Below are 12,467 nucleotides of genomic sequence, written 5' to 3'. Positions count from 1 at the left end.
CTCGGCGGCGGGGGGCGGGGCTGTTAGCGGGGGGCGGGGCCGGTCTCGGCGGCGGGTATGCCCGGCCGGGCCGGCCGCCGGGGCGGGGGCGCGGCGAGGCCCGGCAGCAGCAGGGCCCAGAACTGTTCCACCAGATGCGGGGAGAGGTGGAAGCGGTGGCGGGAGGCGAGACCGGCCAGCCCGAGGGTGGCGGCGACCACGGCCACCGCGGCCGCCTCCGGGGAGACCCCCTCCGCCAGTTCACCCGCGCCATGGGCCTCGCGCAGCAGTGCGTGCACCCACTCGCTCCACCACCGGCCCGGCCCCTCACCGCCCTTGCGCGAGGGATCACCGCCCAGCCCGAACCCGGCCCGCAGCACCGGGTCGGCCGACAGCCCCAGCACCAGGTCACGGCTGACCTCCACCAGCAGCCGCAGCCCCGCACCCCCCGCACCCGCCCCGACGGGGCCGCCCGACACCCCGCCCGGCGGGGTGTCCTGCCGCGCGGCCAGCCGCTGCAGGGAGGCGGTCGCCGCCGCCTCCACCTCACGGGCCAGCAGATCCTTGCTCGGGAAATGGAAATGCAGCGCCCCGGTACTCACCCCGGCCCGCCGGCTGATCGCCGGCAGCGAGGCGAGGGCGTACCCGTCATCGGCAAACACCTCGGCCGCCGCCCGGACCAGGGCCTGGCGCGTACGTGCCGCCCGAACCTGCTTGACCATCCCGCCTCCTCCCGGGCCCGCACCGGCCGCCGCCACGGCGGACACCCCCGGGCACTCCGAGGCCACACCTTACCAAACCGCACGCGCGGTATGTTTCACGGGACGGGATACCCACCGACACCCCGCCCACCCCGGCCCGCAGACACCGGCCCCGCCCGCCACCAGCCACAACACCCCAGGCCACCGACCCCGGCACCCACCACGGCCACCCGCCCACGAACCCAGCCCGCACAACACAGAAACCGGCCGAACCCACCCCCGCCCGCACCCGCACCCTGTGCGGACAGCCGCACAAGCCGCACACACCAGCCGGCCCACCAGCCGGCCACGGGCCGGTGCGCGGACCGGTGCGCGGGCCGGGGGACGGTTGCGAGAGGGCCGTGCGGGACGGGCGCCGGCCTGCCGCCACGCTCCGCGGCGGCACTCGACGCCCGCTCGCACCCGCCCGGAGCCGAACCCCACCCGCCAGCCCGCCCGCCTCCCCGCCTGCGCGTCCGCCCGCCGGCCGGCCTGTGCGTCTGCGGGCCGGCGCGCCTGCGGGTCCAACGGGTTTGCAGGCCTGCGGGTTTGCAGGCCTGCGGGTCTGCAGGCCTGCGGGTGGGTCGGGTGTCAGGCGGGAGCGGCGACCTCGTCCAGGTCCCCCAGCTCCCCCGCCTCGGCGGCCAGCCGCTCGCCCTCGGCGGCGACCTCGGCGGCCCGGGCCGGGTCGGTGACCAGCTTGCCGAGCACCGCGGGCACCGCGATGCTCGGCAGCAGATGCTCGAACAGCGCGGAGACCCGCCGCTCCAGATCCTCCCGGCCCGCCAGCGTGTGGGAGTAGACCTGCACACCCGTCCACGCGGCCGAGAACACCCACGCACTCTCCGCCGGGTCCACATGCGGCAGCAGTTCACCCTGCTCCCGCGCCTCGCGCAGCACCTTCTCCGTCGCATCCAGCCAGGTCGTGATCGTCCAGGTGCCGAAGATGGCCCCCATCTCCTGGCCCAGCGAAAGTCTCGCCGAGGCACTGACCACCGGGTTGCGGCGCATCCGGTACGCCAGCGACAGCCCCATGTCCACCAGCTCCTGCAGCTTGCTCGCCCGGGGCGCCAGCGTGAAACCCGAGAACTGCTCCGCCAGCACCCCCTCCGCCAGCGCCTGCTTCGAGGGGAAATGGAAGTACAGGGCCCCCTTGGTCACACCCGCCCGGGTCAGCACCTCACCGATCGTGGCGGCCTCATACCCGCGCTCGTCGAAAACCGACGCCGCCGCATTCAAAATCGCCCGCCGGGTGCGAATCGCACGCTCCTGCCGCACCACGAACCCTCCAGTGGTCGTTCCTCACTCCATCGCAAGATGTTTTCCTTGCAACCACTCCAAACCAAACCAGGTAGTCCGTATTTTCACAAGGGCAGCGCCCCCGCCACCACCCCGCCCCGGCTCAAAACCCCGCCCCCGCCCACCCCCTCACCACCCCCGCCCGCCCGCCCCCTCACCGGGCCGGACAACACCTCCACCCCCCACCCGCCACCCCCCGCACCCACCCAACCGGAAGTCCGGATTCAACCGGTCCCCACCCCGCCCCCGAACCACCACACCCGCACACCCCGACCCCACCACAACCCCAGCCGCCACCCCCCACCCACACCCGACAACCCAACAACCCAACAACCAACACCCGGCACGACAGACCCCGGGAACACAGCAAGACGATCACACCACCACACCAGAAACAGACACCGCCCACACCCACCCGCACCCCCCGCCACACCCGCACCACCGGGCCCACGACCCGCACCGCCGAACCCACGCCGGGAAACCCCGGCGGCCGCCACCCAGCGGCCCGTCCGCCCGGCAGCAGACTCCCCGGGCAGGCCGGCATCCGGCAGAACACCCCCGCACAAGGCACCTGACCCGCCCGCCCGGACAGCACACAACAGCCGACAACCGCGGACCACCAGCAGGCCGGACACCGGACACCCGCACAACACCGGGCCCCATTTCCCGCACGGCCCCGCACACCGACGAAACCGCATCCGCCACGGCCTCGCACACCCACGAAACCCGATCCGCACACGGCCCGGCCGACGCTGCCTGCCACCCCGGCCCCACCGGCCCGCACCCCACCCAGACCACCCCGGCACCCCAGGCACCCCGGGCACCCCGGGCACCCCGGGCACCCCGGGCACCCCGGGCACCCGCATCCTGCCGGGACCGCACCCCAACACACCCCAGGCACCGACCGGTTCACACCGCAGAAAAGATCCCCTACGGCCACAACGTCACGCGGACAACGCCACGAAGGCCACCCGGCACCAGACCTCCGCACACCCGGACCGGCCGCACCCGATCAGGGCCTAAAAACCCTTCCCCCGGGTCTGCGAACCCCCAACCGGCCTCCCGGACCGGCCACCCACCGCAGACACCCCCCACCTCCCCCGCTCCCCGGTCTCCCGCGCACCGTCACGGCCGGCAGCACCCCACCACCAGCACCGGCGCCGGCTCCGTCCGAGCAGCACCGGCGAAAACCCTGCGCGAGACAGCCCGAAGGAAAGCGCCGGCGACCGCAGCGGACAACCACCCACCACAGCCGCCGAACCCGAGACAAGACAACACCGGACCCCGCAAGACGAGACGAGGCAAGGGCGAGGCGAGGCGAAGGGAGACGAGGCAAGGCAAGGCCGGGTGAAGGGACTTGACGCAGCCGACGCCCCCGGCCGGGACCATACCCGGCACCACCCAGCACCCAGCACGGTCCACCGCCCCAGGACACCCGGCACCACAAGACACACACCGCACCCGCAGAGCGACCCGGCCCGCGAAAACAGACAACACAACGCCCAGCACCAACTCCTGGCCGGTGCCGGCCGGCACCGGCACCACGGGCAGCACCCCGCTCAACCCACCAAACCCACCAAACCCACCGGGCCCACCGGGTCAACGGGGCCGGGCGGGCCTGGTGAACCTGATGGGCCAGGTGGGCCAGGTGGGTTTGGCGGGCCTGGGGGACCAGCCGGGCCAGGCGGAGTCCGGCAGACCCGGCGGCTCACCCGCCCGCTGCGGCCTGGTGAGCCGCCGGCCCCGGCACCACGGGCAGCACCCGCGGCCCATTCGAAATGAACGACTCCGTACGCGGCAACTCCCCCGGCACGAACGCCGCCCGCATCCGCGGGAAACGCCCGAACAACGCCCGCAACGCGATCTCCGCCTCCAGCCGCGCCAACGGCGCCCCCAGGCAGTAATGCACCCCATGACCGAACGACAGATGCTCCCGACGCGTCTCCCGCGTCACATCGAACACATCCGCATCCTCCCCGTGCACCCCCGGATCCCGCCCCGCCGCCGCGAACGACATCACCAGCGCATCCCCCCGCTCGATCACCGTCTCCCCCACCCGCACATCCTCCACCGCATACCGCAAAATCGCATTCGCCCCCGGCGCCTCCACCCGCACCGCCTCCTCCACCACATCCCCCCACGACACCCGCCCCGACCGCACCAACTCCAGCTGACCCAAATCCCCCAGCAACAACGCCACCGCATTGCCCAGCAGATTCACCGTCGGCTCACACCCCGCAGACAACAACATGATCAAGTTGTCGACCAGCTCCTTCTCACCCAACCCCCCACCCTCACCCGCACCCGCCGCGATCAGCGCACTGGTCAGATCCTCACCCGGACACCGCCGCTTGAACGCGACCAACTCCCCCATCGTCGAATACAACGCCCGGTAATTGGACTGCGCCTCCACCGACGACACCGCCGTATCGAAAAACCCGTCAATGATCTCCCGCAACGGCCCCCGGAACTCCTCCGGAATCCCGAACAACTCCAACATCACCCGCCCCGGCAACGGCAACGCGAACAACTCCCGCACATCCACCACCCCACCCCCGCCCCGCCCCGCCGCCTCCTCAACCCCATCCAGCAGACCCCCCGCGATCTCCTCCACCCGCGGACCCAGCAACGCCACCCGCCGCGCCGTGAACGCCGACGCCATCAACCCCCGCAACCGCCGATGCTCCGCCCCGTACGACGTCACCAGATTCTGCACCGACACCCACACCGCCAACGGCCAACTCCCCGACACCTCCCCCCGCCGCCACGCCGGCCAATGCCGATACGCATCCTTCGACACCCGCCCATCCATCAACAACCCACGCATCACCCCCGCATCCGTCACCACCCACGCCCCCACCCCACCCGGCAACACCACCCGCGACACCGCACCCCGCCCCCGCAACACAGCCGCCTCCCCCTGCACATCCCGCCCCAACACATCCAACACAAACGGACACCCCCCACCACCCACCCCACCCACACCAGCCACCCCGGCCTCAGCCACCCCGGCCGCCCCAACCGGACCAGCCACCCCGGCCACCCCAGCCACACCACCCAGCACCCCCACACCCGCCCCACTCCCCGCAAACCCCGCCAGCCCAGCCACCACCGCCGCCTCACTCCCCGCCAACCCAGCCGACCCGGCCACCGCCGCCCCACTCCCCGCCAACCCAGCCGACCCAGCCGACCCGGCCACCGCCGCCCCACTCCCCGCCAACCCAGCCGACCCAGCCGACCCGGCCACCGCCGCCCCACTCCCCGCCAACCCAGCCGACCCAGCCGACCCGGCCACCGCCGCCCCACTCCCGGCCGCCCCACCGGCCGCAGACCCGGCCACCGCCGGTTCGCTCCCGACCGGCCCGGCCACCCCACGCCCGGCCGCCTCGCCCCCGGCCCTCTCACCGCCCGCCGGACCTGCCACCGCCGGTTCGCTCCCGACCGGCCCGGCCACCCCGCCCCCGTCCAGCCCACTGCGACCCTGCTCACGCCCATCCAGCCGACGCACCATCAGACCCTCCCCGCAGACAGCGAAAACACCGGAAAAACCACAACGACACGAACCAACACAGCAATACGAACAACCACCAACAACACAAAACCGGCACAAAACGCCAACCCCCAGCACGGCACACCCGCACCAGCCGCCCCCCACCCCCGCACGAACCACCCGGCACCACACCACGAGCAACCCGGCACCACCCGCGAGCAACCCGGCACCACCCGCGAACAGCCCGGCACCACACCGCGAAGAGCCCGGCAACGCGCCACCTCCGCACCCCCACCAGGAACGAGACAGACACGGCACCCACGCCGGAACCAGACCCCCACACCCCCGCACGGCCACCCCCCAACCCGCACCCCCCAACCCCCGCACGACCACCCCCCGGCCGGCACCCCCCGACCCCCCACACCACCAGCACCGGACCACCCCGGCCCCCGCCACCAGCACCGCCACCGGCACCCGCACCCGCAGCACCGGCCCGAACCCTCACACCACCCGAACCCGAACCCGCACCCGCACCCGCACCCGCACCCGCGGCACAGGCCCGCACCCACCCAAAACAGCACCCAAACCAAACCGCTCAGCCGGTTTCACCATAGCCCCCGAACCCGCCACCCGCGAGAGCCCGACCCCCACCACCGCCACCGACCCCGAGCCTCGCACAGCACCCCGCACCCACGGAAGACACCACCAGAACGGAATACAACCCCCCGTTTACCCGGAAAGATCCCCACCCCACCCCGCCCCGCCCACCCCCGGACCCCGAACCCCCGGCACCCCGACCACCCGGCCCCACACCCGACCGCCGGCCGCGAAATTCCCCGCCCACCCTTGAAAAGAAAACCGGTAGGTTCGTATCTTATGACCCTGCACGGTCGATCCCAGCCCACCCAACGGCGCAACGGAGACACCCATGACCCTGCTCACCGTCCACCAGGACAACCACCCCACCCCCCACCCCACCCCCACCCCACCCGCAACCACCCCACCCCCACACCCCGCCCCCACCACCCCCATGCCCCGCCTCACCACCACCGTCCCCCGCGAATACGTCCACCGCTCAAGCCTCGCCGAGGTCTTCCTCACCGGCAGCGAAAAAACCGGCGACAACCACTACACCCTCACCGCCCAATGGCCCCGCGCCCACACCTTCTACACCACCCCCGACGGCACCCACCACGACCCCCTCCAAGCCGCAGAAACCATCCGCCAAACCGGCCTCTACCTCGCCCACGCCGAACTCGGCGTCCCCCTCGACCACCACTTCCTCATGTGGAACATCCACCTCACCACCCACCCCCAACACCTCCACATCGGCCCCACCCCCACCGACCTCACCCTCACCGCCACCTGCACCACCCTCCGCTACAAAGGCAAACGCCTCGCCGACTTCACCATGCACATCAACATCACCCGCAACGGCCACACCACCGCCACCGGCGGCGGCCAATTCACCTGCCTCACCCCCACCACCTACCAACGCCTCCGCCAACCCCACACCACCCACCCCACCCCCCAACCCACACCCCCACCCACACCCCCCACCGACCCCACCCCCTACGGACGCCACCTCCCCCTCGACCTCGTCCTCACCCCCACCCCCCAACCCCACACCTGGCAACTCACCCCCAACCCCCACCACCCCATCCTCTTCGACCACACCACCGACCACATCCCCGGCATGGTCCTCCTCGAAGCCGCCCGCCAAGCCACCCACACCCACACCCACCCCACCCCCACCCACCTCACCACCCTCCACGCCACCTTCCACCGCTACACCGAACACCACACCCCCACCTACATCACCACCCACACCACCAACGTTGACACCGACGTAGACACCCACACCACCAACACCGACACCCACACCAGCAACACCACCCACACCAGCGAACCCACCACCAACACCCCCACCGGCACCCACACCAGCGAACCCACCACCAACCCCCCCACCGGCACCCGCACCACCCACGTCACCGGCCACCAAAACAACCACACCGTCTTCACCGCCCACCTCACCACCACCCCCACCCACCACCACCCCTAACCCACCAGCCACCACACCAGCCCTAGCCAGCCAACCGGCCAACCACCCTGACCACAAACCACCCGGACCCGACCCCGCCAACCCCCACCCCCCCAGCCCTAGCCACCACCACACTCGACCAACCAGCCACTCAACGCATCGACACACCACCGGCCCCCAAGTAGCGCGACACGCTGAAGTCAGCAACGCACCGCCCCACCGGCACTTCACCACCCGACGGGCACTTCCCCTCGCCTGCACGGTGACAGTGACCGCACAGACGCGGGCACCAACCGCCTCCCCAGCAAAAGCCCTGCACCCCCAGGACACCTGGCGCGCGGCATCGAAACAGTGGACCCGATCGAGGCATCCGCAGCCGGCGCAGCGACCTGCACCCGCTCCGCCACCGGACAGCACGGCTCGCGCTTGGATCTGTCTGCGGCAGCGGCACCCCAGTCACGAACGCGGACCGCCGACCACCAGCCACCAACCGCCAACCGCCAACCGCTGGCGGATGCGGCCGCGGGCTGCCCACTGCAAGGTGGAGAGGAGCCGTGACATGCGGTTGAGTCGCCCCGCCAACAGCGAGCGGCCCAGCGCAGCCTAACCTTTCATTCGCGCGTGGCAGGTTATAGACTCGAAAGTCGGCACCAGAAGGAAGTAACCGCCAAAACCCTGCGGCTGCCTGCTTCGCACAGTCGGTGCCATCGCCGGTGCCGGGGGCTGACGGAGGGCGCGCACCCCTCGGAGAAGCCCCGCCCGGCACCGGGAGCTGCTCCTCGAAAGGACATCGCCATGACCGGACCTCTCAAGGGCAAAACCGCGCTGGTCATCGGTCGGGGCGGGGGCATCGCCCACGCTATCGTCATCGCTGCCCGAGACGCGGGAGCCGACGTCGTAGCCGCCGGCCGCGATAAGGAGTCCCTCGCCGGCGCCTACGCCGACGAGCCCGGAATCACGACCGAGGCCGTCGACCTCACCGACGAAGCTTCCATCGCCGCCCTCGGCGAGCGGCTCGGCACCGTCGACCACGTGGTCTCCACCGCCTCCGCCCGAGCGCGCGGCCTCATCGCCGACCTGGACCGCGACGCAGTGAGGCTCTCCTTCGACACCAAGGTCATCGGCCCGCTCATGCTGGCCAAGCACCTGTCGCCCCGCATCCCCGCGTCAGGGTCCTTCACCCTCTTCTCAGGCGTCGCCGCGGCGAAGATCGCGGTAGGCACACTGGCCGTGGCCATCACCAATGGTGCCGCGGAAGTCCTGGCCCGTTCCCTCGCCCTGGAGCTGGCCCCCATCCGCGTCAACGCCATTTCGCCGGGAGTGATCGACACCGGCGCCTGGGACGACTTCGGGGAAGAGGGCAAGTCGGAGTACTTCGCCCGCATCCGCGCCCGCAACCCGGCCCAGCGCATCGGTACCACGGACGACGTCGCCAACGCGGTGCTCTTCGCGATGACCAGCCCCTTCCTGACCGGAGAGACGGTGCACATCGACGGCGGCGAGCCGCTCAGCTGACCTCCACCACGCCAAGCCACGCCACGCACCGCCACACGCCTCCGTGCCACACCGCGCGCCTCCATGCCACACCGCTCCAGGCCACGCCACCCCACGCCCAGGCACCGCCACCCACCACGCAGAAGCCGGTGCCGACCCGGGGCGGCCTGTCACGCCGGGTAGGGAACAGTGTCCCGCGCCGACCGGAGCGCGGCCGCCCACCACGCCAACTGGTCGAGAACCGTCTTGGCGTACCCCGCGGCCTCAAGGCCGACGGGACGGCCGTCCTGCCATGCCGTGAAATAGTTCGGAAAGGTGAGACCGTCGCGAATCGTCACGGCATGCAATTCGGTCAGCACGTTCTCCAAGTGGAGCACCGCGTGCCGCCCGCCCGCTGCTCCGCCGTAGCTGACGAACGCCACGGGCTTGGCCGTCCACTGGGTGAAGTGCCAGTCGATGGCCGCCTTCAGCGACGCGGGATAGCTGTGGTTGTACTCCGGCGTGACGATGACGAACGCGTCAGCGCTCTCCAGGGCCGAGGTCAGCGCCGCCATTCCGGCCGGACGCGGGTACGCGTCGCCGGCGGACTTCGGCGACGCCGCGGGCAGCTCCAGGGGAATGTCGATCTCGGCCAGGTCGACGACGTGCACGTCGAAACCACCATGAACGACGGCTTGTTCGGCGACCCACGAGGCCACCACCGGGCCGAACCGTCCTTCACGAACGCTTCCGACGACGATCACGAGCTGGTGTCTGTTCTCCATGCCCACCACGATCGAGGCCCCACCACGGCTCCAGCCAGACCGCGCTCAGGCTGGCCCCCGCAGGGCCACTCTGAGCAGTCCACGATGAGCAGCCTGCGCCGTATGCTCGCGACATGGGCACGCCGTTGGGGGATTTCATCCGGGCCAAGCGCGATAGCATCCAGCCGGAATCACTGGGACTGCCCGATCGCGGCCGCCGCCGCTCACCGGGCCTTCGGCGCCTGGATCTCGCCACGCGGGCCGGCATCAGCGTCGAGTACCTGACCCGTATCGAACAGGGCCGTGATCGCAACCCCTCGGTGGCGGTGGTGAACGCGCTGGCCGATGCGCTCAGCCTCAACGCCCCGGAGCGCAACCATCTGCGCTACCTCGCGAAGATCACTGGCGGCGTGTGCTCCGCTCACGCCCAGCCCACACCACCACGCCGCGACGTCCGCCCACCCGTCCTGGAGACACTGCGCCTTCTTGAACCGGGGATCGCCATGGTGACCAACCGGCTGGGCGACGTTCTCGCCCACACCAGCGGCTACGCGTCGGTGACGCGCGGAACCGGACTGCTCGACACCGACACCCCGAACCTCACCCACTACGTCTTCACCGACGCCCGCGCCCGGACGTTCTTCGCGGACTGGGACGACGTGGCGGATGAGCAGGCCTTCGACCTCTGGCTCGGCCCCTCCATCGAGAACTCCGAATGGTTCAGCAGAGAACTCGCCCCCGCCGCCGGCCCCGACTTCACGCGTCGCCTGAACCGTCACGTGGTTCCGCGACGCGGGACTCTCCGCCTCAACCACCCGTCCGGATACGCCCTTCGCCTGCTCCGTGAGACCCTCACGCTCTCCCCGGACACACAGCAACTGGTCGTCTTTCTCCCCGCGGACGAGGGGACGGCCCGCGCCGTCGACCAGCTCCGTCACCGGCCCCACGGCCCACTCCGCGCCATCTCATAACCCCACCTGGCCATCTCAGCAGGAGGCCGGGCAGCGTGGAGGAGATGCCGTCCGCCTCCGCCGCAGGGACCGCGAGAACCGCCGATCTGTCATACGTGCGTCTAGGTCCGCCCTGCCGAGTTCATGAGGCGTTCGGCGAACGCCTCGACGAGGCCACGGAGTTCGTCCGGCCCCTCGATGACGAACGGCCTGTCCAGCGACGCGAGGACGGCAGGAAGCCAGTCGAGCCGGTCCACCCGCAGGTCGACGCGGGACCACGGCTCGGTCACCGGGTCCGCGCCGCTCGGGGACGGGAGTTCCTGCACGATCGCGACGCCGGCGGGAAGCCGGGTGTGGATCTCGTCGGCCGTCCCCTGGACTCGCAACGTCACCTCATGCTGGTACGGAGCCGTGGCGAGCCCTGTCAGGACGCGCTTCGCCGGGTCGAGTCCGGCGGGTGGTTCGAACGAGCCGGGCAGCGTCCTGACATCGGTGATGCGATCCAGCCGGAACGTCCGGTCGTCGTCGGCCGTGAGATCCGTGGCCGTCAGGTACCACTTGCCCGAATGAGCGACAACTCCGTACGGGTGCAGGGTCCGTTCGCTGCGCCGGCCGTCTGCCGCGGTGTACCGGATCGCGATCGGCCGGTGATGACGCACCGCGTCGGTGAGGGAGAGCAGGACCGTGGATTCCGCGGCGACCGCCTCACCGGGCGGGGCGGTGAAGGTGAGGGATCCGGATACGGCGTCGAGTCTGCGGCTCAGCCGCTCCGGCAGTACCCGCCGGATCTTGGCCGCCGCTGTCTCGCTCGCCGCGCCCATGGCTGTCGTCAGCCCGGCTCGCCGGCCCGCCATCAGTCCCAGGAGCACGGCGAGCGCTTCGTCGTCGCTCAGCATGAGCGGAGGCATGCGGTAACCGGTGGCGAGCCGGTAGCCGCCGTAGCGGCCGCGCACCGACTCGACAGGTACGTCGAGGTCGACGAGGTGGTCGACGTAGCGCCGTACGGTCCGTTCGTCGACGCCGACCCGGTCGGCGAGTTCGGCCGCGGTCCGGACGCCGCCCGACTGCAGGAGCTCCAACAGGGTGAGTACGCGAGCAATGGGCCGAGGCATGCTCAGAAGTCTCCCACTTATACCGGGCGGGTTCTGCCCGGTATAGGTCGTAGCCTGCACCAGGAACACCGACCGACCAGGAGAATTCCCATGAACTTCGTCTCCGTCCGCATCATCACGGGCGACGTCGCCCGCCTCGTCGACTTCTACGAGCGCGCCACCGGCGTACCGGCCGACTGGTCCAACGAGGACTTCGCCGAGATCAGGACGGCCTCGGCCACTCTCGCGATCGGCAGCACCCGCACCGTCCCTCTGTTCGCGCCCGGCTCGGCCCGTCCGGCCGACAACCACAGCGTCATCGTCGAATTCCTCGTCGACGACGTGGACCGAACGCACAGGAACCTGACCGACTTCGTGGAGGACTTCGTCAACGAGCCCACCACGATGCCCTGGGGAAACCGCGCACTCCTGTTCCGTGACCCCGACGGCAACCTGGTCAACTTCTTCACCCCCGTCACGCCGGACGCCCTCGCGAGGTTCGCTCGCTGATCACGCTGACAACACCGATCACACCGCGGCGACAGGCAGCCAACTCCTCGGCCGCAAGGGAGGGTTGTCCCCATGCCTTCCCCTGCGCGGCGGTGCCCGCCTCCATCGCGGAGACGGGCACACAGGGGGC

9 protein-coding genes are annotated in these 12,467 nt (G+C 71.1%); 4 read left to right on the top strand and 5 right to left on the bottom strand.

Going from position 1 to position 12,467, the window contains the following annotated elements; genetic code table 11:
- Window positions 1-23 precede the first annotated feature (23 nt).
- From OG199_RS42680 to OG199_RS42670, 3 genes are all read right to left on the bottom strand, one after another.
- A complete protein-coding gene (locus OG199_RS42680; RefSeq protein WP_405827300.1) occupies window positions 24-701 on the bottom strand; it encodes a ScbR family autoregulator-binding transcription factor in 678 nt (225 codons plus the stop codon).
- A 609-nt stretch (window positions 702-1,310) separates the two neighbouring features.
- Window positions 1,311-1,997, bottom strand: a complete 687-nt coding sequence (locus OG199_RS42675) for a ScbR family autoregulator-binding transcription factor (RefSeq protein WP_381240001.1) — start codon at window positions 1,995-1,997, stop codon at window positions 1,311-1,313.
- A 1,729-nt stretch (window positions 1,998-3,726) separates the two neighbouring features.
- On the bottom strand, window positions 3,727-4,968 hold the full coding sequence (locus tag OG199_RS42670; RefSeq protein ID WP_405827303.1) for a cytochrome P450: 1,242 nt from the start codon (window positions 4,966-4,968) through the stop codon (window positions 3,727-3,729).
- Window positions 4,969-6,436: 1,468 nt separating this feature from the next.
- Between OG199_RS42670 and OG199_RS42665 the strand changes: the two genes are divergently transcribed.
- Both OG199_RS42665 and OG199_RS42660 read left to right on the top strand, forming a co-directional pair.
- Entirely contained in the window at window positions 6,437-7,570 is a 1,134-nt protein-coding gene (locus OG199_RS42665; RefSeq protein ID WP_405834359.1) for a ScbA/BarX family gamma-butyrolactone biosynthesis protein, read from the top strand.
- A gap of 774 nt (window positions 7,571-8,344) precedes the next feature.
- The gene (locus OG199_RS42660) at window positions 8,345-9,064 is read left to right on the top strand and encodes an SDR family oxidoreductase (protein ID WP_405834358.1); all 720 of its coding nucleotides are present in this window, start codon (window positions 8,345-8,347) and stop codon (window positions 9,062-9,064) included.
- Between the two features lie 149 nt (window positions 9,065-9,213).
- Here the strand turns inward: OG199_RS42660 and OG199_RS42655 are convergent, their stop codons facing one another.
- The gene (locus OG199_RS42655) at window positions 9,214-9,807 is read right to left on the bottom strand and encodes an NADPH-dependent FMN reductase (protein WP_405834852.1); all 594 of its coding nucleotides are present in this window, start codon (window positions 9,805-9,807) and stop codon (window positions 9,214-9,216) included.
- 113 nt (window positions 9,808-9,920) lie between these two features.
- Here OG199_RS42655 and OG199_RS42650 point away from each other — a divergent pair, with 113 nt between their 5' ends.
- Complete coding sequence (locus OG199_RS42650; RefSeq protein ID WP_405834356.1) at window positions 9,921-10,757, top strand: helix-turn-helix domain-containing protein; 837 nt, start codon at window positions 9,921-9,923, stop codon at window positions 10,755-10,757.
- Window positions 10,758-10,858: 101 nt separating this feature from the next.
- Here OG199_RS42650 and OG199_RS42645 read toward each other — a convergent pair whose 3' ends face one another.
- The gene (locus OG199_RS42645; RefSeq protein WP_401808061.1) at window positions 10,859-11,848 is read right to left on the bottom strand and encodes a helix-turn-helix transcriptional regulator; all 990 of its coding nucleotides are present in this window, start codon (window positions 11,846-11,848) and stop codon (window positions 10,859-10,861) included.
- Window positions 11,849-11,938: 90 nt separating this feature from the next.
- Between OG199_RS42645 and OG199_RS42640 the strand changes: the two genes are divergently transcribed.
- Window positions 11,939-12,337 carry a VOC family protein gene (locus OG199_RS42640; protein ID WP_405834354.1) on the top strand — a complete coding sequence of 133 codons (399 nt, stop codon included), beginning with the start codon at window positions 11,939-11,941 and terminating at the stop codon, window positions 12,335-12,337.
- The last annotated feature ends 130 nt before the right edge of the window (window positions 12,338-12,467 follow it).

The organism is Streptomyces sp. NBC_01176 (assembly GCF_045039825.1).
In the GTDB taxonomy this organism is placed as follows: domain Bacteria; phylum Actinomycetota; class Actinomycetes; order Streptomycetales; family Streptomycetaceae; genus Streptomyces.
Note: the sequence above shows the minus strand (reverse complement) of the source record. Positions and strands in the feature narration are given on the sequence as shown.

Coding starts and splice junctions, on each gene's coding strand:
- OG199_RS42660 (WP_405834358.1), top strand. CDS start 8,345: ATGACCGGACCTCTCAAGGGCAAAACCGCGCTGGTCATCGGTCGGGGC.
- OG199_RS42650 (WP_405834356.1), top strand. CDS start 9,921: ATGGGCACGCCGTTGGGGGATTTCATCCGGGCCAAGCGCGATAGCATC.
- OG199_RS42655 (WP_405834852.1), bottom strand. CDS start 9,807: ATGGAGAACAGACACCAGCTCGTGATCGTCGTCGGAAGCGTTCGTGAA.
- OG199_RS42640 (WP_405834354.1), top strand. CDS start 11,939: ATGAACTTCGTCTCCGTCCGCATCATCACGGGCGACGTCGCCCGCCTC.
- OG199_RS42645 (WP_401808061.1), bottom strand. CDS start 11,848: ATGCCTCGGCCCATTGCTCGCGTACTCACCCTGTTGGAGCTCCTGCAG.
- OG199_RS42680 (WP_405827300.1), bottom strand. CDS start 701: ATGGTCAAGCAGGTTCGGGCGGCACGTACGCGCCAGGCCCTGGTCCGG.
- OG199_RS42665 (WP_405834359.1), top strand. CDS start 6,437: ATGACCCTGCTCACCGTCCACCAGGACAACCACCCCACCCCCCACCCC.